Below are 22,122 nucleotides of genomic sequence, written 5' to 3'. Positions count from 1 at the left end.
TGCTTCCCCAAAGCCGTGTTGCCGAATGCCGTGCCGCACGGCATCTGCCGTGCGCCCGCCCGCGGCTCCGGTGTGGCCGCGAACGCAGAGAGCCGCCGCCCAAGATCGTCCGCCGGCACCGCCGCGCGGCACCCGACAGGGGAACTCGGGTCAGCGGCTCTGCTGACGGTCATGGCCCGTCGACGCTGACGGGCGCGGAGGGAGTGAGCAGGTTCCGTGCCAAGTGCCGGGGGCATCGCGTAAGTGGTTGGAACGAGAACAATGAAACGGCTTGGCCGCGGGCCCCCGGGGCCCGTCCCGAGGGCACGTTGCGGTGCACAAATGGTGGGCGGGCTGACCGCCCCGTGGGCAAAGCCTCGGGTGCCGTTCGATTGTGCACCAGGGTGGTCCGGAGCCCGGCGGACGGCGCGCCGCTCCCGGCGCTCCCGCGCCCGGGGGGCTCAGGCGGCCGCCAGCAGGTCCGGCCGGTAGAGGGCGCGGCCGGCCTCCCGCGCCGCCGCGCTCGGCGCGATCTGCCCGGCCGCCGCCATCTCGTCGAGCAGCCAGGAGAGCGCCGCGGGGTCGGGGGTGAGCTCCGCCTCGCCGAGCACGAGGTGGTCGGGCACGGCCGTGAGCGGGCCCTCCGGGTCGAGGCGCAGGGCCCCCGAGAGGCCGCGCGCGATCAGCGCCGGATCCACGCCGAGGTGGCGCGGCGCGCCGAGGAGCGCCGCGAGCTCGGCCCGGTTCTGGCGCGCGCCGCACCAGCGCGCGGCCCGGCGCAGGGCCCGCAGCAGCGGCACGGCGCGCTCCTCCATCTCGTGGGAGAGCGCCAGGACCTTCTCGGGGCAGCCCGGCGCGATGGCGCCGCCGAGGGCCGCGATGCGCCCGACCCCGGCCTCGACCGCGATGCTGCCCCACGGCGCGCCGACGCAGATCCCGTCGATCTGGCCGGAACCGAGGGCCTCGACGGTGCGGGGGGGCGGCACCACCACGAGCCGCACCGCCGCGAGGCTGCTGCCCCCCCGCTCCAGCAGGTGCCGCCACTGGTAGGTGTGGCTGGAGAAGGGGTGCACCGTCGCGAGCGTCAGGGGCCGGCCCTCGGCGGCCCGGGCCTCCGCCACCCGGCCGAGCGCGCCCGCGACGTCCGCGAGAGCGTCCGAGGCGGGCGCCAGCGCCCGCCACAGCGCCCGCGAGAGGGCGACGGCGTTGCCGTTGCGCGCGAGCGCCGCCGGGGCGATGAGCCGGGCCGGCGGTCCGCTCAGGCCGAGGTGGCTCGCGAGCGCCAGGGGCGCCAGCATGTGGGCGCCGTCGAGGAGACCGAGCGCCAGCTTGTCGCGCAGCGTCGCCCAGGACGGCTCGGCCACGAGGTCGACCGCGAGGCCCTCGGCCCGCGTGAACCCGCCCTCCACGGCCGCGATGAGCACGGCGGCATCGGTGAGCGGGACGTAGCCGAGCTGGAGCCTCATCCGAGCAGGTCCGCGGCGGTCACGATGGCGCGGGCGATGTCGACGATCTTGCGCTTCTCGTTCATGGCCTTGCGCCGGAGCTGCTTGTAGGCCTCGTCCTCCGACAGGCCCTTGGCGCTCATCACGATGCCCTTGGCGCGGTCGATCAGCTTGCGGTCGGCGAGCTCGTTGCGCGCCTCCGTCAGCTCGCGCTGCAGCCGCGTGAAGGCGTTGAAGCGCAGGATCGCGATCTCGATGATCGGCTTGATGCGCTCGGCCCGCAGGCCGTCGACGATGTAGGCCGAGATGCCGGCATCCACCGCGGCCTGCATCATCGGGGTGTCGCTGCGGTCGACGAACATCGCCACCGGCCGCTCGACGAGGCGCGACACCCCGAACATCTGCTCGAGGAGGTCCCGGCTCGGGCTCTCGAGGTGGATCACCACCACGTCGGGCGAGAGCGCCGACAGGCGGTCGGGGAGGTCGGCGGTGTCGGGGATCACCACGACCCGCGCGCCCGCGACCGCGCGCAGGCCCTCCTCCAGGATCGCGGCCCGGGCGCGGCTCGGGTCGACGACGGCGATGGTCAGGCTCTCTCCGGGGGCCGGGGCCGGAGGGGGGGCGGCGCGGTCGGACATCTTGGGGCCGGATCACGCAAATGTCGGGCCGCGCCCGCCCGCGCGGATCGGCGGAGCGGGGGCCGGCCGGGGGCGGACACGAAGAGGCAAAGAAATGGCCCCGCTTCGGCCCGAAACCCCGGCTTCACTCGCGCATCGGGGATACGGGAGGTTCGGATGCCGGAGATCGGTCGGATGCGCAAGTCGGGGACGGGGCGGTCGGTCGGGCAGGGGCTCGGCGACACCTCCCGCGGCTACCTTCCGTTGATCCCGACCGCCTGCGTGGCCGCCTGCCTCGCCGCCGGCTCGTTCTACTGGCGCGACGCGCCGCCCCGCGCGCCGGCGGGCCAGGTGGCCGCCGTGCAGCCCCTGCCGCCCGGCGCCGACCTGTTCCGGACCGCCCCCGACGGGTTGGACCACCGGGTGCGCGCGCCCTACCCGGTCGAGTTCGAGCAGCAATTCCCCCTGATCGCCGGCCTGGCGGCCCCCGCCGCCGAGGCGACCCCGGTCCTGCCCGCGCCAGATGCGCGGGGCGGGCCGCGCCGGGCCTCCGCCCACCGGGCCCGGGCGGTGCCGGCCCTCGCCGGGGTGCGGCCGCCGGCGCGGCCCGAGGCGCTCAGGCTCGCGGCGGCGCCTCGTCCCGACCCGGTCCCCGAGGCGGCGGCGCAGCGGACCGCGAGCGCGGCCCCGGCCGAGGCCTCCGGGCGGGGCCGGCTGCCCGGCCTGCCGTGGCTGCCCTTCGCGCCCACCGGCCGGGTCGTGGTGCAGAGCATGGTCGCGCTCGGCGACAGCGTCGTGGACGCGGGCGCCGCGATGATCGACCTCATCGACGGCCGGCGCTGAGGCGCCGGCGGCCCCGTCCGCGATCCGGCGGGGTTGGACCCTCGCGGCCTGCGCTCTAGCTAACGGCGCGAGGGTTGCGCAGGGATCCGCCATGGCGCTGCACATCGAGGATTACGCGCTCGTCGGCGACGGGCGCAGCGCGGCCCTGATCGGGCGCGACGGCAGCGTCGACTGGCTGTGCTGGCCGCGCTTCGACGCCTCGGCCTGCTTCGCCGCCCTCCTGGGCACGCCCGAGCACGGCCACTGGCGCATCGGTCCGGCGGGCCCGGCCCGCACCACTCGGTGCTACCGCGACGGCACGCTCGTGCTCGAGACCACGCACGAGACCGAGGCGGGGGCGGTCCGGGTCGTCGACTACATGCCGGTCGAGGACGGCACCCACCTCGTGCGCCTCGTCGAGGGCGTGCGCGGCGCCGTGCCGATGCGCATGGACCTCGTGGTGCGCTTCGACTACGGCTCGGCCGTCCCGTGGGTGTCCCGCAACGAGAACGACGACCTCAGGGCGATCGCCGGGCCGAACAAGCTCGTGCTGCGCACCAAGGCGCCCCTCAAGGGCATCGGCCACACCACGGTGTCGGAATTCGTGGTCGAGGCCGGGCGCAGCCTCGCCTTCGTGCTGAGCTACGGCCTCTCGCACGAGGAGGACCCGGCGCCGATCGAGCCCCGCAAGGTGCTGGCCGCGACCACCGATTACTGGCGCGCCTGGTCGCTCCGCTGCCAGGGCGGAACGCCCTGGGACGCGGCCCTGAAGCGCTCGCTCCTGACGCTGAAGGCCCTGATCTACCGGCCGACCGGCGGCATCGTGGCGGCCCCGACCACCTCGCTGCCGGAGCAGATCGGGGGCGTGCGCAACTGGGACTACCGGTTCTGCTGGCTGCGGGACTCGACCTTCACCCTGCTGGCGCTGATGGATGCGGGCTACATCGAGGAGGCCCGGGCCTGGCGCGACTGGCTGACCCGCGCGGTGGCGGGCAGCCCGGAGCAGGCCCACATCCTGTACGGCATCGCGGGCGAGCGGCTGCTGCCGGAGATCGAGCTCGACTGGCTGCCGGGATACGAGAACTCGCGGCCGGTGCGGATCGGCAACGCCGCCTCGCAGCAGTTCCAGCTCGACGTCTACGGCGAGTTGTTCGACGCGCTGTTCCAGGCCCACCAGCGCGGCATGCAGGCCGACGAGTCCGGCGTCCGGGTCGGCCGCGCCCTGCTCGAGCACCTGGAGCGGGCCTGGCGCGAGCCCGACGAGGGCATCTGGGAGGTGCGGGGCGGGCGCAAGCACTTCGTGCACTCGAAGGTCATGGCCTGGGTGGCGTTCGACCGGGCGGTCCGCTTCGCGGAGGAGCGCCGGGACGGCGGCATGCCGGGCGACGAGGCCGTGATCGCGCGCTGGCGGGCGGCCCGCGACGAGGTCCACCGCGAGGTCTGCGAGAAGGGCTTCGACCGCGACCTCAACAGCTTCGTGCAGTATTACGGCGCCAAGGACCTCGACGCGAGCCTGCTCCTGATGGCCCATATGGGCTTCCTGCCCCAGGACGATCCCCGGGTGGTCGGCACCGTCGAGGCCATCGGCCGCGACCTGATGCGGGACGGCTTCATCCTGCGCTACGACACCCACGATCAGGCCACGGACGGCCTGCCGGCCGGCGAGGGCGCCTTCCTGCCGTGCAGCTTCTGGTACGCCGACAACCTGATCGGGCTCGGCCGCCGCGAGGAGGCCCGCGCCCTGATCGATCGCCTCCTGGCGGTCTGCAACGACGTCGGGCTGCTCGCCGAGGAGTACGACCCGGCGCTCCGGCGCCAAGTCGGGAATTTCCCGCAGGCGTTCAGCCACGTCGCGCTGGTCAACACGCTTCTGAACTTCAGTCGCGCGAGCGGACCCGCTAAGGAGCGCGGCGGAGACCCCGACGCCGAGGGGAACACGGGCGAGCGTCCCGTGCTGTACCCGCAGGCCGCGCGAGGCGCGCCGGCCTCCTGACCGACGCAAGATCAACGAGGCCCCCATGAGCGCAGCGGACACGACGGCGAAGGCCGGCACCAGCGAGATCGACCAGCGCAGCATCGACACGATCCGGACGCTGACCATCGACGCGGTGCAGAAAGCGAATTCCGGGCACGCGGGCGCGCCGCTCGGCCTCGCGCCCGTCGCCTTCACGCTCTGGAACCGCTACCTGCGCTACGACCCGGCGCACCCGCACTGGCCCAACCGCGACCGCTTCGTGCTCTCGGTCGGCCACGCCTCGCTGCTGCTCTACTGCCTCCTGCACCTCGCCGGGGTGGCCGAGAAGGACGGCGGCAACGCGCCGGCGGTGGGCCTCGAGGACATCAAGCGCTTCCGCCAGCTCGACAGCCGCACCCCGGGCCACCCGGAATACGGCTTCACCACGGGCGTCGAGGTGACGACGGGTCCCCTCGGCCAGGGCGTCGCCAACTCCGTCGGCATGGCCATGGGCGGGCGCTTCCTGGGCGAGCACCTGGCCTACGGCGACCGGCCGCTGTTCGACTTCAACGTCTACGCCCTGTGCAGCGACGGCGACCTCATGGAGGGCGTCTCCGGGGAGGCGGCCTCCCTCGCCGGGCACCTGCGCCTGGCGAACCTGTGCTGGATCTACGACAGCAACACCGTCACCATCGAGGGCCACACCGACCTCGCCTTCAGCGAGGAGGTGGCGACCCGCTTCCTGGCCTACGGCTGGCAGGTCCTGCGGGTGGCGGACGCCAACGACACCGACGCGGTGGCGCACGCCCTCGAGACCTTCCTGCAATCGAGCGACCATCCGACGCTCATCATCGTGAACTCGGTGATCGGCTACGGCGCGCCGACGAAGCAGGGCACGCCCAAGGCCCACTCGGACGCCCTCGGCCCCGACGAGGTCAAGGGCGCCAAGCGCGCCTACGGCTGGCCCGAGGACGCCGAGTTCCTGGTGCCGGACGGGGTCTACGACCATTTCCGCCGGGGCATCGGCGCCCGGGGCGCGGCGCTCCGGTCCGAGTGGCTCGAACTCGTCGAGGAGGTGAAGGCGGGCGACGCGGCCCTCGCGGGCCAGCTCGCGACCTACCTCGACGGCGCCATGCCGGAGGGCTGGGACGCCGACATCCCGGTCTTCCCGGCCGACGCCAAGGGCCTCGCCACCCGGGAATCCTCCGGCAAGGTGCTGAACGCGCTCGCCCGGCGCGTGCCGTGGCTGCTCGGCGGCTCGGCCGACCTCGCGCCCTCGAACAAGACGAAGCTCGAGGGCGAGGAGGCCGGCACCCTGGGGCCGTTCACGCCGGGGGGACGCAACATCCACTTCGGGGTGCGCGAGCACGCCATGGGGTCGGTCGTCAACGGCCTCGGCCTCGTGGGCCTGCGCGCCTACGGGGCGACCTTCCTGGTCTTCTCCGACTACATGCGCCCGCCCATCCGCCTCGCGGCGCTGATGGAACTGCCGATCTTCCACGTCTTCACGCACGATTCCATCGGCGTCGGCGAGGACGGGCCGACGCACCAGCCCGTCGAGCACATGCTGGCGCTGCGGGCGATCCCGGGCCTCCTCACCTTCCGTCCGGGCGACGCCAACGAGGTGGCGGAGGTCTACCGGGTGATCATGCGGCTGAAGCACCAGCCGGCGGTGCTGGCCCTGAGCCGCCAGCCGCTCCCGACCCTCGACCGGCAGAAATACGCCTCGGCCGCGGGCGTCGCCAAGGGCGCCTACGTGCTGGCCGACGCGCCCGACGGGAAGCCCGACCTGATCCTGATCGGCACCGGCAGCGAGGTGCAGCTCTGCGTCGGCGCCTACGAGACCCTGAGCGCCGAGGGCGCGAAGGTCCGGGTGGTGTCGATGCCGTCCTGGGACCTGTTCGAGCAGCAGGACGAGGCCTACCGCAACAGCGTGCTGCCGCCCGACGTCACGGCCCGGGTCGCCGTGGAGCAGGGCTCGGTGATCGGCTGGGACCGCTACACCGGCAGCGCCGGCACGATCCTGGGCATGCACACCTTCGGGTCCTCGGCCCCGCTCAAGGACCTGCTCGCCAAGTTCGGCTTCACGCCCGAGAAGGTGCTGGAGGCCGCGCGCCGGCAGCTCGCCCGGACAACGCGGGCCTGAGGCCCGGCGCGGGGCTGAGACCCGCCGCGGGGTTGAGCCCGCGGCGGCCCGGGCTCCCAGCGCCGCGAGGCTCACCCGACCTGCAGGAAGTCCACCGCCGGACCCTGGTGCGCGGTGAACACGCCCGCCGTGAGCGGGCCGCCGAACACCGCGCCCGTGTCGAGGTTGGTGCGGTGGGCCCGCACCTCCGGCCGCCCGTCCAGCACCGGGGTGTGGCCGTGGACGACGTGGCGGCCGAAATCGTGGTCGGCGGAGAGGAACGGCTCGCGCATCCAGAGACGGGTCGCGAGGTCGGAATCCGGGGCCGGCTCCCCGGGCTTGAGGCCGGCATGGACGTACCAGCGCCGAACGTCGCCGTGCAGGCTCGCGAGGCCGGCGATCCACGCCACCACCTCGGCCGGAAGCGCCGCCGGGTCGGTCACGCCGAAGGAGGCCAGCACCGCCCCGCCCCCGTTCATGATCCAGAGGTCGCGCCGGCGGCCCGCCACCGCGTCGAGCAGCAACGCCTCGTGGTTGCCCATGAGGCAGGTCACGGCGTCGGGCTCGCGGGCCTGGAGGGCCCGCAGGGTCGCGAGCACGCGGGCGCTGTCGGGGCCGCGGTCGACGGCGTCGCCGAGGAAGACCAGGCGGCGGGGGCGTCCGGCCCGGTGCCGCTCGATCAGCCTCAGGAGCGCGTCGAGGTGGTCGGCGCAGCCGTGGATGTCGCCGACCGCGTAGGTGACCGCGTCGTCCCGCGCCGCCTCGCCCCGCGCCCGGTCCTCCCGCGCCGGTGCGTCCCTGCCCGCCGTGTCCTGCGCGCCCTCTCCCGAGGCCGGCCGTGCCCGCCCGAGGCGCGGCAGCAGCTTGCCCAGCACCCTGCCCTCCTGTCGGTGTCAGGCGACCGCCTGGATGCGCGGCCCCGCCGATGTCGATTGCCCCTCTAGGTAGCGCAACGTGTCGGAAAACCCCATCGGCCGATGGAAGTGGTAGCCCTGCATGATGAAGCAGCCCAGGCTCTCCAGCAGCCGCGCCTGCTCCTCCGTCTCGATGCCCTCGACCACGCAGGCGAGCTTGAGGTTGCGGCTCAGGTCGATGATCGACTTGACGATGTCCCGGCAGGCCTGGTCGTGCACGACCTCGCTGGTGAAGCTGCGGTCGATCTTGAGCTTGTCGATCGGCAGCCGGTGGACGTAGCTGAGCGACGAGAAGCCGGTGCCGAAATCGTCGAGCGCGATGCCGACGCCGAGGGCCTTCAGGGCGGCCAGCACGCCCTGGGCCTGGGCGAAGTCGCGGATCAGCGCGGTCTCGGTCGCCTCGAGGTCGATGCGCCGGGGCGGCACGCCGCTGTCGCGGATGATCGCGACGACGCGGGCCACCGCCTGGGGCGACGCGATGTCGGCCATCGAGAGGTTGAACGAGAGCGCGACCGGGTCGGGCCAGGCGTGAACCGCCGCCAGCGCCTTGGCGAGCAGCACCTCGGTGATCCGGTTGATCTGGCCGGAGCGCTCCGCGATCGGGATGAACACCGCCGGCGAGACCGGGCCGAGGGCGGGGCTGGTCCAGCGCGCCAGCGCCTCGAACGCGACCGTGCGGCCCGTCGCCACGTCGACCAGGGGCTGGAACATCAGGCTGAACTCGCCGTCGAGGTCGGCGTGCCGCAGGGCCTGCTCGATGACGCTCTGCGTGCGCAGGCGCGTCTCGTGCTCCTCGGTGAACAGGATCGCGGCCCCCCGCCGGTGCGCCTTGGCGTAGTAGAGCGCGTAGTCGGCGCGCTCGATCAGCACCGCCGCGGCGCGGCCGGCCTCCGGGAAGATCGCGAAGCCGATCGAGGCCTCGATCTGCGTCCTCGCCCCGTTCGGCAGGTCGAAGGGGGCGGCCAGGGCGGCCCGGAGGGACTCGCCCCGGCCCTCGATCGCGGCGGCGTCGGTCGTGCACCGGAGGATGAGCCCGAACTCGTCGCCCCCGAGGCGGGCCACCACGTCGCCCTCGCGGGCGACGGCCGCGAGGCGCCGGGCGGTCTCGCGCAGCACGGCGTCGCCGGCGACGTGGCCGTGGGTGTCGTTCACCGGCTTGAACCCGTCGAGGTCGACCATGCCGACGATGAACGCCGGCACCGGGCCCGGCGGCCCGTCGGGGTGCCCCTCCGCGGTCGCCCGGTCGAGGGAGGCGAAGAAGCTGCGACGGTTCGGCAGCCCGGTCAGGAGGTCGATGTTGGCCAGGCGCAGGTTCTCCCGGCTCAGGCGCTCGAGCTCGGCCCGCTGGCCGATCAGGCGCGTGAAGTCGCTCGAGTACCCGATCACCACGAACACCATCACGCCGCCGACGATCAGCAGGTTGAGGGCGATCGCCGTCAGGACGGCGTGGCCCGAGCCGACGTAGCAGAGGCTGAAGGGCACGATCACGATCGCGGCCACCGACAGGGCCGCGATCCGCAGGTGCATCAGGCAGAACACGCAGGCGATCATCGTGGTGGCGATGTAGAACAGCGCGTGGACCTGCGCGAAGGCGTCGCCGTAGGAGGCGAGCGACAGGCCCCAGCTCAGGAACCCCGCCGCGAGCAGCACGGCGAGGCGGGTCGTGGTCCGCAGGCAGGCCGCCGCCTGCGCGTCCGAGACGGGCTCGTCCCCGCGCCTGATCCAGACCGCCAGGCGGACGCCGCAGAGCAGCAGCAGGCCGGCGAGCGGATAGATCGTGATCGCGTCCGGCGCGACGCCGACATGGGTGTAGGCCACGGCGGTCGAGTTGACCGCCAGGATCACGTACAGCAGGGGGACCTGGTTGCGCAGGGCCGCCAGCTGGGCCTGGGCCAGCGCCGGCTCCGGAGAGGCCGGCACCAGCGGCCGGATCATGGCGTGCAATCTGTCCACCGCGCACCCACCCCGCTCGGCCCCATCACATGATGGCCGCCGCGCAAGTAGACGCACCGGACGCTGAAGGAAAAGTTACCCCGCGGCGGGCAACGCGAGCGAGCTCGATTGCAGAGGGGTGAATGACGTGGGCGTTTTGGCCTCAGCACGACCGAGGCTAGAGGCTGCCTGAGCGAAAAACGCTCAGTCGTGGCGCCGGCGCGTCGCGGCGGACCGTAGGGCAACGGCGTCCCGTAACGGGGCGGGACCGGCTTTCCGCGACGGGAGGCCGCTCACCACCCCGCCGTGCCGGGGCCGCCCTTGAACGGCCCAACGAGGTCCGGGGTGATCCAGCCGCCGTAGAAGCCGCCCGGCTGGGGCACCACCCGGACGTCGCCGACGAAGCAGCCGTCCATCGGCCCGGCGTAGAAGGCGACGTAGCCGGCGAGCGCCCGGAAGGCCGGGGTCGGCTCCTTGTAGCTCCAGGCCGCCCGCGCGGCCGTCGCGCCGCCGGCCGCGACGTCGAACAGCACCGCCCTGCCCTTCCACTCGCAGATCCCGGCCGTGCGCGGGGGCCCGAGCGCCCCGGCCGCGACGGCGTCGGGCGGGAAGTAGTAGGTCGGCGGGTGGCTGGTCTCGAGGACGCGCATGCCGGCCTCGGTGTCGGCCACGACGCGTCCCGCGAGGACGACGCGCAGCCGCCGGCCCACCGGCTCCAGCCGCGGCGGACGCGGATAATCCCACACGCTCTCGGTCCGTGTCGTCATCCGGATCACCCGCACACCCGCCGCCGGACGCCCGGCCGGGCGCCCGCTCGATCGTCATAGCGCGTCGCGAGGGGAGCGGGCCGCGTCCGATCTTCGCATCCGCCCCCGCCCGGCGCCCGCGCGGCGGCTCAGGCCAGGGCGGCCTGGGCCAGGCTGACGGCCTGCCCGGAAGCCGGGATGTACTCGAACAGGCCCTGCCGGCCGATCAACTCGACGCCCTGCGCCGCCAGCGCCTGCTTCAGCCTGTCCCGCTTCGCGGCGGCGGCGTGGTCGTAGACCGGGTAGGCGAACTCGGTCCGGGCATGGCCCACCAGCACGACCTCTCCGTCGAACAGGCCGGAGGCCTGGATGTCGTCCTTGAACCTCCGGAACTGCGCCTCGGGCGCCGAAGCGGTCGTCGTCTCGACGATCTCGAGGCTGAAATACTCCCAGGTGCCGGTCCTGCCGTAATAGTCCGAGTGCATCGTCAGGCGCTTCCACGGGCCGGTGGCCGAGAAGTTGTAGAGGATGAGCGCGTCGAAGTTCCTGCGTCCGCGGAAGTGGCAGAACAGGGTGAGCAGCGCCGTCGACCGGGGGGCCTCGTCCTCGGGGAGCGACAGGCGGAACAGGTCGGCCGCCCGCCGGAGCGGGATGGTGCTGATCAGGCGCGTGCCGGAGACCCGCCGGTCGGCGGTGTCCAGCACGAAGCCGTCGGACCGGCGCCGGGCCGAGCGCAGGGGAGCCTGCAACCGGGTGACGACGCCGCTCTCGGCCAGTTGCCGGACGGCCTCCCGGTACATGGCCGCGAAGCCGTCCCGCGGGCGGGCGACGGCGTAGCGCGGGCGCGCCTCGCGCCCGCCTCGCCGCGGGCGCACGAGGTGCCTGATCCGGGCGCGCACGCCGGCGTTCTGCGAGATCCAGTCCATCCGCCTCTCGGCGAAGTCGTAGCTGATCTCGCTCGGCGCCAGCCCGTAGAACCGATTGAAGTAGTGGATGAGACCGGTCTGCCGGGGGATGATCGTGCCGAGGTAGTACCGGATGAAGTCGTCCGCGGAGGCGCGTGCGCGCGGCCGCGCCTTGTGGAGCGAGACGTCGAGCGCGATGCGCAGCAGGTCGGCCGGCCTGCGCGAGATCAGGTCGTCCCGGAGATCGAACGGGTAGCGCGAGATCCTGTTGTCGGGCGTGACGCGCTGGATGGTCCAGTCGATCGGGACGCAGCGATCCAGCATCGCCGGGAAGATCGCGAACAGCGGATTGTCGGACATGAAGAAGATCGAGCCGATGTCGAACGTGCTGCCGCCGACGTGCCACGACAGGTGGTTCCCGCCCGGCTCCGGATACGTGTCCAGGAGGCAGACGGACCGGCCGCTTCGCGCCAGGTGGGCGGCGGCCGTCAGGCCGCTGACGCCGGCCCCCAGGACCACGGCATCGTAGGATTCCTCGCCGGGCCGCGTCGTCCCCATGCACCGTGCTCACTGCGTCGCGGCGCCGGGATCGCGGCGCGGGCTCGCCCGGAAGGCGGGGCCGCCCCGGCCCGGAGCGCCGGCCCTGGACAGCGCGGCCGCTCCAGGCGCCGCGAGTAGACGTGACGCATCTGCAGGTTGCAAGCGGAGCACGGCCCGCGGCGGCGGAGAAGCGCCCGGGAACACCGGAGCTGTTGCGGCCTCGCAACAAGCCGGGCGCGGTCGCGACGCAGGGATCCCGCCGCCGTGGCGCCGCGCGGCCCGCGACCCGCGGCGGGGCGCCGCGGCGGGTGTTTGCGTTCCGGCCGGGTTCGGCTTTAAGCGGTGGCGCGGGTCACCCCTCGCGCCGGGACCCGACGGAGAACCGAGCCGTGACCGACACCGCCTTCGCGCTGTTCCTGGACTTCGACGGCACCCTCGTCGACATCGCGCCCCGTCCCGACGCGGTCCGCGTCCCGCCGGCCCTGCCGCCGGCCCTGACGCGCCTGAGGGCGCGGCTCGGCGGGGCCCTCGCGGTGATCACCGGGCGGCCGATCGCCGTGATCGACGGCTTCCTCGCCCCGGAGCGCTTCGACGTCGGCGGCCTGCACGGGGTCGAGCAGCGCCTCGGCGACCGGGTCGTCGGCTGCGAGCCCGGGGCGCACCCGGCCCTGCGGGCCGGCGTCGGCGTCCTGCGGCAGGCCGTGGCCGGGCTCGACGCGGTGCTGATCGAGGACAAGGGCTGCTCGGTCGCGGTGCACTGGCGCCTCGCCGCGCCCGCCGACGCGGTGCGGGCCCGGGACGAGATCGAGCGGGTCGCGGCGGGGCTCGGGAGCGCCTACCGGCTCCAGCACGGCAAGGCGGTCGCCGAGATCCTGCCGGCCGACGCCACGAAGGGCCACGCCATCCGGTCCTTCCTCCAGGCGCCGCCCTATGCCGGGCGCCGGGCCCTGTTCTTCGGCGACGACCTGACCGACGAGAAGGCCTTCGCGGCGGTGAACCGGGACGGCGGCGTCAGCGTGCGGGTCGGCGCCGGCGACACCATCGCCCACCACCGCCTCGACGCCCCCGACGACGTGCGCCGGGTGCTCCTGGCCTGGGCCGGGGGCGCGGCCCTCGATCCGGGCGGCCTGCCGCCGGCCTGACGCCCCGGCGGGGGCGCCGGCGCGAGACGAAGTCCCCGGGCGGCCTCCTCCGGGCGGCCTCCCCGGGCGGGTTGCCGCGCGCCCGCGCGGACGCCGCCATTCCACCGCGCCCCGAAATGCTCTAACCCGGCCATCCGTAGAGAACAGGAACGAATCCCCGCGATGCACCGTTCGCCCTTCATCCTTGCCGGAGCCCTCACGATCGCCATGACCGCCTCAGCCTCCGCCGATTCCTTCGTCACCGCACCCTCGGGCCTCCAGTACAAGGACGACGTCGTCGGCACCGGCGCGCAGCCGAAGGCCGGGCAGACCGTGAACGTCCACTACACCGGATGGCTCTACGAGGCCGGCAAGAAGGGCGCGAAGTTCGACAGCTCCCACGACCGCAAGCAGCCCTTCAGCTTCGCGGTCGGCACCGGGCAGGTCATCCGGGGCTGGGACGAGGGCCTCTCGACCATGAAGGTCGGCGGCAAGCGCACGCTCGTGATCCCGCCGGAGCTCGGCTACGGCCCCCGCGGCGCCGGCGGCGTCATCCCGCCGAACGCCACGCTGCTCTTCGACGTCGAGCTCCTCGGGGTGCGCTGAGGCGCCCCTCACACCTCGAGCCACTCCCGGCGCACGGCCTCGTTGGCCAGGAGCGCGTCGGGGGTGCCCTCGAACACCACGTGGCCGTGCCCCATGACGTAGAGGCGCTGCGACAGCTTGAGGGCGATGGTGAGCTTCTGCTCCACCAGCAGCACGGCGACGCCGCGGGCCGCGATCTCGGCGATCATGTCGCCGACCCGCGTCACCATCTGGGGCGAGAGCCCCTCGGTCGGCTCGTCGATCATGATCAGGTCGGGGTCGCCCATCAGGGTGCGGCAGATGGTGAGCATCTGCTGCTCGCCCCCCGAGAGCACGCCGCCGGGCGTGTCGATGCGCTCCTCCAGCCGGGGAAACAGCCGGAAGATGTCGGCGTAGGCCCAGCGCGAGGACCGGGCGCCGCCCTTCTCGCCCAACGCCAGGTTCTGCCGCACCGTGAGCTTGGGGAAGATCGCCCGCTCCTCCGGCACGTAGCCGAGGCCGCGGCGGGCCACCGCGTAGGGCCTCAGGCCGGCAATGGGCCGGCCCTTGAAGCGGATCGTGCCGCGGGGCGCGACGTCGCCCATGATCGCCTTGAGGGTGGTGGAGCGCCCGACCCCGTTTCGCCCGAGCATCGAGACGATCTCGCCCTCCCCCACCCGGAAGCTCACGCCCTGGAGGATGTGGCTCTTGCCGTAGAAGGCGTGCAGGTCCTCGACCTCCAGGAGGGCTAGGGCGGGGGCTGGGGCCGCGGCGGGCGGCGGGCGGGTGTCGGGGAGGGCGCTCATGCGGCGGCGACCCCGAGATAGGCTTCCTGCACGGCCCTGTTCTCCCGGATGCGCTCGGGCGTGTCGGTGGCGATGATGCGGCCGTAGACCAGCACCGAGATGCGGTCGGCGAGGCCGAACACCACCGCCATGTCGTGCTCCACCATCAGCAGCGTGCGCCCGCTCGTGACCTCGCGGATCAGCTGCGTCGCGTGCTCGCTCTCGCTGTGGCTCATCCCCGCCATGGGCTCGTCGAGCAGGATGACCCGGGCGTCGCTCGCGATGGCGATGCCGATCTCGAGGGCGCGCTGCTCGGCGTAGGCGAGCAGGCCCGCCGCCAGCGAGGCCCGGTGGCCGAGGCGGATGCTGCGCAGGATCTCCTCCGTGCGCTCGGCCACGCCCGGCAGGGCCTCGACGCTGCGCCAGAACAGCGGCCGGTAGCCCATGGCCCGCAGCACGGCGCAGCGCACGTTCTCCCACACGGTGAGCTTGGGGAAGATGTTCGTGACCTGGAAGCTGCGGGCGAGCCCCGCCCTGTTGATCGCCGCGGGCTTCCAGCCGGTGATGTCGGTGCCCTCGAGCCGGATCGTGCCGCTCGTGGGCGCGAAGCGGCCGGAGATCAGGTGGAACAGCGTCGACTTGCCGGCGCCGTTCGGGCCGATGATGGCATGGCGCTCGCCGACCGGCACCGTGAGGTCGACGCCGTTGATGATCCGGGCCGGCCCGAAGCTCTTGGTGAGGCCCGCGAGGGCGATCGCCGGGGGGCTCATGGGCGCGCCTCCTTGGCGGCCGCGGCCGCCTCGTCCCAGGCCGCGGCCACCCGCGGCCGGACCGCCCGGAGGGCGAGCCCGCCGCCGAGCGCCATCGCCCCGGTGACGAGCCAGGGCAGGGGCGTGGCGGCGTCGACCGGCAGGCCGGCGAGCGTCATGGCGCTGCCCTCGCCGGCCTTGACGAGGAGCCGGAACGCCATCTCGATCAGCGCGACGAGGCCGGCCGTCAGGGCGAGGAACGGCACCAGGGCGAGGAGGTAGGCCGGGACCAGCCGGTGGGCGGTCCCGGCGCGCAGGAGCGGCCCGTGCATCAGGGCGAGCCCCGCGATGCCGCCGGGCGCGAACATCACGATGGCGATGAACAGGAGCCCGAAATAGAGCTGCCAGATCTCCGTCAGGTCGCTCAGGGAGACCTGGAGCAGCGTCACCACCACGGCCCCGACGACCGGGCCGACGAAGTGGCCGATGCCGCCGATGAAGGCCGCGAGCAGCACCACGCCCGACTGGTGCACGCCGAGATAGGCCGAGTTCGCGATCTCGAAGTTGATGGCGGCCAGGGACCCGGCGATCCCGGCGAACAGGGCCGAGAGGCTGAAGGCCGCGATCCGGACCGATTGCGGCTCGTAGCCGAGGAACTCGACCCGCTCGGGGTTCTCCCGCACGGCGTTGCAGAGCCGCCCGAGGGGGGTCCGGGTGATGCCGTACATCAGCAGCGCGCAGAGCAGGCACCAGGCCGCGATCAGGTAGTAGACCTGGATCTGCGGCCCGAAGTTGAGGTCGAGGACGCGCAGCATCTTGGTGCGGTTGGTGGTGATGCCCTCCTCGCCGCCGAAGAAGCTGCGCAGGATGTTGGACCCGGACGAGACCAGCTCGGCGATGCCGAGGGAGATCATGGCGAAGACCGTGCCGGCGCGCCGCGTCGAGATCGCCCCGAAGGCGAGGCCGAAGACGAGGCCGGCGAGGCCGCCCACGAGGGGCATCACCGGCAGGGGCACGGGCAGGCGGTTCTGCGCCACGACCGTCATGGCGTGCACGGTGAAGAAGGCGCCGAGCCCGTAATAGACCGCGTGCCCGAAGGACAGGAGCCCGGTCTGGCCGAGCAGCATGTTGTAGGACAGGGCGAACACGATCATGATGCCCATCAGGCTCATCATGGTCAGCGCGGTGCCGCTGGTGAGCACCAGGGGGGCGCCCGCCAGGATCGCCGCCGCGACGAGCCAGGGCACGGCCTGCCCGGCGAGGCTCCCGGACCTCGGGCGGATCGAGGCCCGGCCCGGCTGGGCCGTCGTCCAGCCGGATCCGGCCGGCGCGGCGTCGGCGAGGTCGCTCATGCTTCGCGGTTCCCGAGCAGGCCGGTCGGCCGCGCGATCAGCACGAGGACCAGCAGGATGTAGGGGATGATCGGCCCGATCTGCGCGATCGTGACGTTCCACAGATCGCCCAGCACGCCCCCGGAGGGCGCCGCCGCGATGCCGAGCGCCTGGAACAGGCTCGCGGCCGAGACGTCGAGGGAGATCGCGAAGGTCTGCACGAGCCCGATCAGGAGCGAGGCCGCGAAGGCGCCCGTGAGGGAGCCGAGGCCCCCCACCACCACGACCACGAACAGGATCGGCCCGAGCAGGCCCGCCATGTTCGCCTGGGTCACGAGCGCCGGCCCGGCGATGACGCCCGCCACCGCGGCGAGCCCGGTGCCGACGCCGAAGACCAGCATGAACACCTTCGGCACGTCGTGGCCGAGCATCGCCACCATGTTGGGGTGGGTCAGCGCCGCCTGGATGATCAGCCCGACCCGGGTCCGCGTCAGCGCCGCCAGCAGGCACAGGAAGATCGCCACCGAGATCACGAGCATGAACAGCTTGTAGGCCGGGTAGTTGGTGCCGAAGATCGTGAAGGCCGGGAAGTCGAGGATCGCCGGCGCCCGGTAGTCGACCGGCAGCTTGCCCCAGACCATCTGCACCACCTCCTCGATCACGTAGGCGAGGCCGAAGGTGAAGAGCAGCTCCGGCACGTGGCCGTGGCGGTGGACGTTGCGCAGGCCGTAGCGCTCGACGAGCGCCCCGAGGCCGCCCACCAGCACCGGCGCCGCGACGAGCGCGACCCAGAAGCCGGTGAAGCGGCTGATCTGGTAGCCGAAGAACGCGCCCAGCATGTAGAAGCTGGCATGCGCGAAGTTGAGCACGCCCATCATGCTGAAGATCAGCGTCAGGCCGCTCGCCATGAGGAACAGCAGCATGCCGTAGAGCACGCCGTTCAGCGTCGAGACGATGACGAGTTCGAGCACCGGGTGCCTCCGTGGGCGGGTCCTGTCGGCGGGCGCGTTGCGCCGCGGCGCCGGGGCCCGGCTGCGGGGCGCCGGACCCATGATCCGCGGGCCCCGCCCGCCCGGGGGAGCGGGGCGCCGGGCCGACGCCTCAGCTCGGCCGGTCCATCTTGCAGGTCGTCGGCAACAGGCTGTCCTGGGCACTGACCTCGCCGTCGCCGGTCCAGCCCCAGCCGGTGTTCTCGGCGTCGAAGTCCTTCGCGGTGTCCACCGGGCCGAAGCGCGAGATGTACATCGGCTGGAAGATCTGGTGGTCGTCCGGCCGGAAGAAGCTGTCCTTGCCGTACATCGTGTCGTTGTGGATCGTGTCCATCGCCTTGGCGAGGTTCCTGGGGTCCACGGACTTCGCGCTGAGGGCGGCCTTGGCCAGGATGTTCATCAGGTTGACCACCCGCGGGTAGGTCAGCTCCTGGCCGATCCGGGCCCGGAAGGCCTTCTCGAACTCGTGCCCGGGCGGGTACGGGATGTTGGCGTAGCCCTCGGCGATCTGGAAGACGCGGTTCGAGAGGTTGGCCTGCTTGATCGCCGTCGGCCCGCCGGCGCCGCCGCCGTAATAGGTGTAGAAGTTCGCCTGGAGCCCGGCATCCCCCGCCGCCTTGAGCAGCAGCGCCATGTCCTGCGCCCAGTTCCCGGTGATCACGGTGTCGGCGCCCGAGGCCTTGATCTTGGCCACGTAGGGCGAGAAGTCCGTGACCTTCTGCAGCGGCGCCACCTCGTCGCCGACGATCTGGACGTCCGGACGCTTCTCCTTCAGCATCGCCCGGGCGGCGCTGCGTACCGCCTGGCCGAACGAGTAGTCCTGGTTGATCAGGTAGACCTTCTTTACCTCGGGCTTGTTCTTGATGTAGTTGGTCAGCGCGTTCATCTTGATGTCGGAATTGGCATCGAAGCGGAAGTGCCAGTAATTGCACTTCGCGTTGGTCAGGGCCGGGTCGACCGCCGCGTAATTGAGGTAGACGACCTCCTTGCCCGGGTTGCGGTCGTTGTACTTGCCGACGAAGTCGACGAGCGCGGCTGCCACGGCCGAGCCCTGTCCCTGCACCACGACGCGGGCGCCGGAATCGATCGCCTTCTGGAGCTGGACGAGGCTCTCCTGCGGGTTGAGCTTGTTGTCGTAGCCCGTGACCTCGAGCTTCAGGTCGGCGTTCTTGGCGTTGAGCTGCTCGGCCATGTACTGGAAGGTCCGGAGCCCGGCCTCCCCGGTGCTGGCGCCGCCGCCCGAGAGCGGGTCCACGAAGGCGATCTTCAGGCTCATCGGCGCGGCCAGCGCGGTGCCGGCCGCCAGCGCCACGAGGCCGGCGGCCGTGATGCGCGCGAGTGTCTTGACCAAGGCGTCCTCCTCCGGATGGGCGTTTCCCGTTGTTCCTCGGGCGCGCCGTTCTTCGGCGTCGCGGGCGGGTCGTCGATGCCGCCGGGCCGGCCGCGGGACGTCGGGCCCGCCGGCCTCGGCAGGCTCGGGCCCTGCGCCTGCCGGGGACCCTGCCTGCCGGCTCGGGCGCGGTCAAGACGCGAAATCGCGATCCGCATCGCGAAACAGGTTGCCGATCGCGCGCGACGCCGTCACGGTGGCCGCGGAACCGGGCGCCTCCCGTGCTGCGACCGGATGGGTGAGACCATGGCACAGGCAATCGCCGTGGCCCGCGACGGCAAGCGCGGCCGCACTTCTACCGCGCCGACGCCGGCGGACGGCGACGCGCAGGACGGCGACCGCCAGTTCGTCACCGCCCTGGCCCGCGGCCTCCAGGTGCTGCGCGCCTTCCGGGACGCCGCCGAGATGCTCGGCAACCGGGAGATCGCGGCCCGCACGGGGCTGCCCAAGCCCACGGTCTCGCGCCTGACGCACACGCTGCTCACCCTCGGCTACCTCGTGCACGGGGAGGACGGGGAGCGCTACGGCCTCGGCCCGGCGGTGCTGGCCCTGAGCGCGGCCTTCCTGCGCCAGAACTCGTTCCCGCAGATGGCCAAGCCCTACCTCCAGGACCTCGCGACCGCGGTGCAGGCGCACGTGGCGCTCGGCGTGCTCGACGGGCTCTCCAGCGTCTACGTCCAGCTCTGGCGCGGCCAGGGACAGCGCATCACCCTGTCGAGCGAGGTGGGCTACCGCCTGCCCCTCGCCCGCAGCGCCATGGGGATGGCGACCCTCGCGGGCATGGACGAGGCGCAGCGCGCCCCCCTCCTGGCGCGCCTGCGCCGCGACAGCGGGGCGGGCTGGCCGCAGTTGGAGCGGACCTTCCTGCGCTGCGCCCGGGAGATCGCCGAGCACGGCTACTGCGTCGGCGTCGGCGTCTGGCACCCCGACGTCAACGCGGTGGCGGCCCCGATCCACAGTCCCGGCGCCCGCGGCGCCTTCGCGCTCAACGTCAGCGGCCCCGCCTTCCTGCTCACCGAGGAGGTCCTGCGCGGCGACACCGGCCCGAAGCTGATCGCGGCGATCGGGCGGATGCGGGCCCTCGGGATCGTCGATTAGGGCCCGGCTCTGGACACCTCCGCCGGGCCCTGTCAGGTTGCGTGAAACACCATTTCGCAGGGCGGAAACACCCATGATCAGTGCGGATCTGCGCGGGCGCTGTATCCTCGTCACCGGCGGCGCCTCGGGCATCGGGCTCGCGGCCGTGACGCTGTTTGCCCGCTGCGGCGGGAGCGTGGCGCTCAACCACCTCCCCGATGACGCCCGGGGCCCCGAAGCGGCGGCGCGCCTCTCGGCCGAGGGCCTCCAGGTCCGGGCGGTGGCCGGGAACGTCGCGGTGCCGGGCGAGGCGGAGGCCCTGGTCGCCACGGCGACCGACGCCCTCGGCGGGCTCGACGTCCTCCTCAACAACGCCGGCACCCCGGCCTCGCTCCAGCCGATCGAGTTCACCGACCTCGACGCCATGACGGAGGAGTTCTGGCAGACGATCCTGTCGACGAACCTCATCGGTCCCTACCGCTGCGCCCGGGCGGCGGCCCCCGCCCTCAGGGCGCGCCGCGGCGCCATCGTCAACACCGCCTCGGTGGCGGGCCTCGGGCGGCGGGGCTCGAGCATCGCCTACTCGGCGAGCAAGGCCGGGCTCGTCAACCTCACCCGCAGCCTCGCCCGGGCGCTGGCGCCGGACGTACGCGTCAACGCCGTCGCCCCCGGGCTCGTGCAGACGCCCTGGACCGACGGCTGGCCGCAGGAGCGCAAGGACGACACCCTGGCCCGCACCATGCTGGCCCGGCTCGCCCGGCCCGAGGACATCGCCGAGGCGATGCTCTTCCTCGCCGCTGGCGCCGCCTACATGACGGGCGAGACCCTGGTGGTCGACGGCGGCGCGACGTGAGGGCTCGCGCCGCGCCCCGCCGGGCCGCGGCGGCCCGCCGCCGGGACGACCCCCTCGCCCGATCGATCCCAACCCGGGGAGACCTGCCATGTCCCGCAAGACCGTGATCACCTGCGCCCTCACCGGGTCGTTCGACACGCCGTCGAAGAACCCCGCGGTGCCGGTGACCCCGGAGGCCATCGCGCGATCGGCCCTGGAGGCGGCCGCGGCCGGGGCCGCGGTGGTGCACATCCACGTGCGCGACCCGCAGACCGCCAGGCCCAGCATGGAGCTCGCCCTCTACCGCGAGGTGGTGGAGCGCATCCGCGAGCGCGACGCGGACGTGATCCTCAACCTCACCACGGGCGCGGGCGGGCGGTACGTGGCGGGCGAGCCCGACCCCGCGGTGGCGGGTGCCGGCACCACGCTCGCCTCGCCCGAGGTCCGCACCCGTCACGTCGGCGCGCTGCGGCCCGAGCTCTGCACCCTCGACGTCGCCACCATGAACTTCGGCGAGCACGCCTTCATGAATACGCCGGCCCACCTGCGGGCGATGGCGGCGCGGATCGCGGCGGCGGGCGCCAAGCCGGAGATCGAGGTGTTCGACCTCGGCCAGATCGAGCTCGCCCGGCACCTGCTCGCGGAGGGCCACCTCGCCTCCCCGCCCCTGTTCCAGATCTGCCTCGGGATCCCCTGGGGGGCGCCCGCGACCCCCGAGACCCTGCTGCAGATGCGCGACCGGCTGCCCCGGGACGCGGTGTGGTCGGGCTTCGGCATCGCGCGGGCCGAGTTCCCCATGGTGGCCCTCGCCGCCACGGCCGGCGGCCACGTCCGGGTCGGGCTCGAGGACAACCTCTACCTGGCGCGCGGGCAGCTCGCGCCGAGCAACGCGGCCCTGGTCGAGAAGGCCGTGTCGCTGCTCGCGCATCTCGACTGCGCCCCCGCGAGCCCGGCGGAGGCGCGGGCGATCTTCGGGATCGCGCCGCGCTGAGGCGGCCGCCTCCGCGCACCAGATCCCGGCGCGGCCCCGGGCCCGGCTCCCGCCGGCGCACCCGGGGAGGCGCGCGCCGGGGCCGGCGCGCCCGGGCTCACTCCACGGTGACGGATTTCGCCAGGTTGCGCGGCTGGTCGACGTCTTTCCCGAGCACCACGGCGGTGTGGTAGGCCAGGAGCTGCACCGGCACCGCGTAGACGATCGGGGCCACGACCGGGTCGAGGTCGGGCATCATCAGCGTCGCCAGCGTGTCGAGGCCGGCGGCGTCGGCGCCGCGGGCGTCGCCGATCAGCACGATCCGGCCGCCGCGG

At 73.4% G+C, this 22,122-nt stretch carries 19 protein-coding genes and 1 pseudogene; 8 read left to right on the top strand and 12 right to left on the bottom strand.

The annotated features are described in order from the left end of the window. Window positions 1-440: 440 nt before the first annotated feature. A complete protein-coding gene (locus DT057_RS17235) occupies window positions 441-1,445 on the bottom strand; it encodes a CmpA/NrtA family ABC transporter substrate-binding protein (RefSeq protein ID WP_128563336.1) in 1,005 nt (334 codons plus the stop codon). Next, on the bottom strand, window positions 1,442-2,062 hold the full coding sequence (locus DT057_RS17230; RefSeq protein WP_128563335.1) for an ANTAR domain-containing response regulator: 621 nt from the start codon (window positions 2,060-2,062) through the stop codon (window positions 1,442-1,444). The genes DT057_RS17235 and DT057_RS17230 overlap by 4 nt, the downstream gene beginning before the upstream one ends. Before the next feature lie 156 nt (window positions 2,063-2,218). On the opposite strand from DT057_RS17230, the gene DT057_RS17225 reads away from it, so the two are divergent. The 3 genes from DT057_RS17225 to tkt all read left to right on the top strand — a co-directional run bounded on the left by DT057_RS17225 (window position 2,219) and on the right by tkt (window position 6,963). Further along, window positions 2,219-2,884 carry a hypothetical protein gene (locus DT057_RS17225; protein ID WP_128563334.1) on the top strand — a complete coding sequence of 222 codons (666 nt, stop codon included), beginning with the start codon at window positions 2,219-2,221 and terminating at the stop codon, window positions 2,882-2,884. A gap of 91 nt (window positions 2,885-2,975) precedes the next feature. Further along, window positions 2,976-4,856: a glycoside hydrolase family 15 protein gene (locus tag DT057_RS17220; RefSeq protein ID WP_128563333.1), complete on the top strand. Its 1,881-nt coding sequence runs from the start codon at window positions 2,976-2,978 to the stop codon at window positions 4,854-4,856. 25 nt (window positions 4,857-4,881) lie between these two features. Continuing rightward, the gene (gene tkt, locus DT057_RS17215; RefSeq protein WP_128563332.1) at window positions 4,882-6,963 is read left to right on the top strand and encodes a transketolase; all 2,082 of its coding nucleotides are present in this window, start codon (window positions 4,882-4,884) and stop codon (window positions 6,961-6,963) included. A gap of 71 nt (window positions 6,964-7,034) precedes the next feature. Here the strand turns inward: tkt and DT057_RS17210 are convergent, their stop codons facing one another. From DT057_RS17210 to DT057_RS17195, 4 genes are all read right to left on the bottom strand, one after another. Then, on the bottom strand, window positions 7,035-7,664 hold the full coding sequence (locus DT057_RS17210) for a metallophosphoesterase family protein (protein ID WP_238313936.1): 630 nt from the start codon (window positions 7,662-7,664) through the stop codon (window positions 7,035-7,037). Window positions 7,665-7,835: 171 nt separating this feature from the next. Continuing rightward, on the bottom strand, window positions 7,836-9,809 hold the full coding sequence (locus DT057_RS17205; protein WP_203236299.1) for a putative bifunctional diguanylate cyclase/phosphodiesterase: 1,974 nt from the start codon (window positions 9,807-9,809) through the stop codon (window positions 7,836-7,838). 272 nt (window positions 9,810-10,081) lie between these two features. After that, entirely contained in the window at window positions 10,082-10,555 is a 474-nt protein-coding gene (locus DT057_RS17200; protein ID WP_128563331.1) for a DUF427 domain-containing protein, read from the bottom strand. Between the two features lie 128 nt (window positions 10,556-10,683). Further along, a complete protein-coding gene (locus DT057_RS17195) occupies window positions 10,684-11,997 on the bottom strand; it encodes an FAD-dependent oxidoreductase (RefSeq protein WP_128563330.1) in 1,314 nt (437 codons plus the stop codon). Between the two features lie 371 nt (window positions 11,998-12,368). On the opposite strand from DT057_RS17195, the gene otsB reads away from it, so the two are divergent. Together otsB and DT057_RS17185 are read left to right on the top strand one after the other, a co-directional pair. Next, a complete protein-coding gene (gene otsB, locus DT057_RS17190) occupies window positions 12,369-13,121 on the top strand; it encodes a trehalose-phosphatase (RefSeq protein ID WP_128563329.1) in 753 nt (250 codons plus the stop codon). Between the two features lie 162 nt (window positions 13,122-13,283). Next, on the top strand, window positions 13,284-13,706 hold the full coding sequence (locus DT057_RS17185) for an FKBP-type peptidyl-prolyl cis-trans isomerase (RefSeq protein WP_128563328.1): 423 nt from the start codon (window positions 13,284-13,286) through the stop codon (window positions 13,704-13,706). Between the two features lie 8 nt (window positions 13,707-13,714). On the opposite strand, the gene DT057_RS17180 is transcribed toward DT057_RS17185, so the two are convergent. The 5 genes from DT057_RS17180 to DT057_RS17160 form a co-directional block, all read right to left on the bottom strand. Then, complete coding sequence (locus DT057_RS17180) at window positions 13,715-14,470, bottom strand: ABC transporter ATP-binding protein (protein ID WP_128563327.1); 756 nt, start codon at window positions 14,468-14,470, stop codon at window positions 13,715-13,717. Beyond that, on the bottom strand, window positions 14,467-15,219 hold the full coding sequence (locus DT057_RS17175; RefSeq protein WP_128563326.1) for an ABC transporter ATP-binding protein: 753 nt from the start codon (window positions 15,217-15,219) through the stop codon (window positions 14,467-14,469). Before DT057_RS17175 ends, DT057_RS17180 begins: the two co-directional genes overlap by 4 nt. Further along, a complete protein-coding gene (locus tag DT057_RS17170; RefSeq protein WP_128563325.1) occupies window positions 15,216-16,550 on the bottom strand; it encodes a branched-chain amino acid ABC transporter permease in 1,335 nt (444 codons plus the stop codon). Before DT057_RS17170 ends, DT057_RS17175 begins: the two co-directional genes overlap by 4 nt. Further along, window positions 16,547-17,500 (bottom strand): branched-chain amino acid ABC transporter permease, encoded by a 954-nt coding sequence (locus DT057_RS17165; RefSeq protein ID WP_128563324.1) that lies wholly within the window; start codon window positions 17,498-17,500, stop codon window positions 16,547-16,549. The genes DT057_RS17170 and DT057_RS17165 overlap by 4 nt, the downstream gene beginning before the upstream one ends. Before the next feature lie 130 nt (window positions 17,501-17,630). Beyond that, window positions 17,631-18,869 carry a branched-chain amino acid ABC transporter substrate-binding protein gene (locus DT057_RS17160; RefSeq protein ID WP_128563323.1) on the bottom strand — a complete coding sequence of 413 codons (1,239 nt, stop codon included), beginning with the start codon at window positions 18,867-18,869 and terminating at the stop codon, window positions 17,631-17,633. A gap of 285 nt (window positions 18,870-19,154) precedes the next feature. On the opposite strand from DT057_RS17160, the gene DT057_RS37240 reads away from it, so the two are divergent. The 3 genes from DT057_RS37240 to DT057_RS17145 all read left to right on the top strand — a co-directional run bounded on the left by DT057_RS37240 (window position 19,155) and on the right by DT057_RS17145 (window position 21,808). After that, window positions 19,155-20,006 carry an IclR family transcriptional regulator gene (locus DT057_RS37240; protein ID WP_128563322.1) on the top strand — a complete coding sequence of 284 codons (852 nt, stop codon included), beginning with the start codon at window positions 19,155-19,157 and terminating at the stop codon, window positions 20,004-20,006. Between the two features lie 73 nt (window positions 20,007-20,079). Continuing rightward, window positions 20,080-20,838, top strand: coding sequence for an SDR family NAD(P)-dependent oxidoreductase (locus tag DT057_RS17150; protein WP_128563321.1), 759 nt, complete (start codon window positions 20,080-20,082; stop codon window positions 20,836-20,838). 88 nt (window positions 20,839-20,926) lie between these two features. Then, entirely contained in the window at window positions 20,927-21,808 is an 882-nt protein-coding gene (locus DT057_RS17145; protein WP_128563320.1) for a beta-keto acid cleavage family enzyme, read from the top strand. A 97-nt stretch (window positions 21,809-21,905) separates the two neighbouring features. Here the strand turns inward: DT057_RS17145 and DT057_RS17140 are convergent. Continuing rightward, window positions 21,906-22,122 (bottom strand): annotated as a pseudogene (locus DT057_RS17140) (glutamine--fructose-6-phosphate transaminase (isomerizing)); the annotation flags it as partial.

This window comes from Methylobacterium crusticola (genome assembly GCF_003574465.1).
Lineage (GTDB): Bacteria > Pseudomonadota > Alphaproteobacteria > Rhizobiales > Beijerinckiaceae > Methylobacterium > Methylobacterium crusticola.
This window is presented reverse-complemented; position numbering and strand designations above follow the sequence as displayed.

Coding starts and splice junctions, on each gene's coding strand:
- DT057_RS17145 (WP_128563320.1), top strand. CDS start 20,927: ATGTCCCGCAAGACCGTGATCACCTGCGCCCTCACCGGGTCGTTCGAC.
- DT057_RS17150 (WP_128563321.1), top strand. CDS start 20,080: ATGATCAGTGCGGATCTGCGCGGGCGCTGTATCCTCGTCACCGGCGGC.
- DT057_RS17200 (WP_128563331.1), bottom strand. CDS start 10,555: ATGACGACACGGACCGAGAGCGTGTGGGATTATCCGCGTCCGCCGCGG.
- DT057_RS17225 (WP_128563334.1), top strand. CDS start 2,219: ATGCCGGAGATCGGTCGGATGCGCAAGTCGGGGACGGGGCGGTCGGTC.
- DT057_RS17185 (WP_128563328.1), top strand. CDS start 13,284: ATGCACCGTTCGCCCTTCATCCTTGCCGGAGCCCTCACGATCGCCATG.
- DT057_RS17170 (WP_128563325.1), bottom strand. CDS start 16,550: ATGAGCGACCTCGCCGACGCCGCGCCGGCCGGATCCGGCTGGACGACG.
- DT057_RS17235 (WP_128563336.1), bottom strand. CDS start 1,445: ATGAGGCTCCAGCTCGGCTACGTCCCGCTCACCGATGCCGCCGTGCTC.
- DT057_RS37240 (WP_128563322.1), top strand. CDS start 19,155: ATGGCACAGGCAATCGCCGTGGCCCGCGACGGCAAGCGCGGCCGCACT.
- DT057_RS17195 (WP_128563330.1), bottom strand. CDS start 11,997: ATGGGGACGACGCGGCCCGGCGAGGAATCCTACGATGCCGTGGTCCTG.
- DT057_RS17180 (WP_128563327.1), bottom strand. CDS start 14,470: ATGAGCGCCCTCCCCGACACCCGCCCGCCGCCCGCCGCGGCCCCAGCC.
- DT057_RS17175 (WP_128563326.1), bottom strand. CDS start 15,219: ATGAGCCCCCCGGCGATCGCCCTCGCGGGCCTCACCAAGAGCTTCGGG.
- DT057_RS17220 (WP_128563333.1), top strand. CDS start 2,976: ATGGCGCTGCACATCGAGGATTACGCGCTCGTCGGCGACGGGCGCAGC.
- tkt (WP_128563332.1), top strand. CDS start 4,882: ATGAGCGCAGCGGACACGACGGCGAAGGCCGGCACCAGCGAGATCGAC.
- DT057_RS17230 (WP_128563335.1), bottom strand. CDS start 2,062: ATGTCCGACCGCGCCGCCCCCCCTCCGGCCCCGGCCCCCGGAGAGAGC.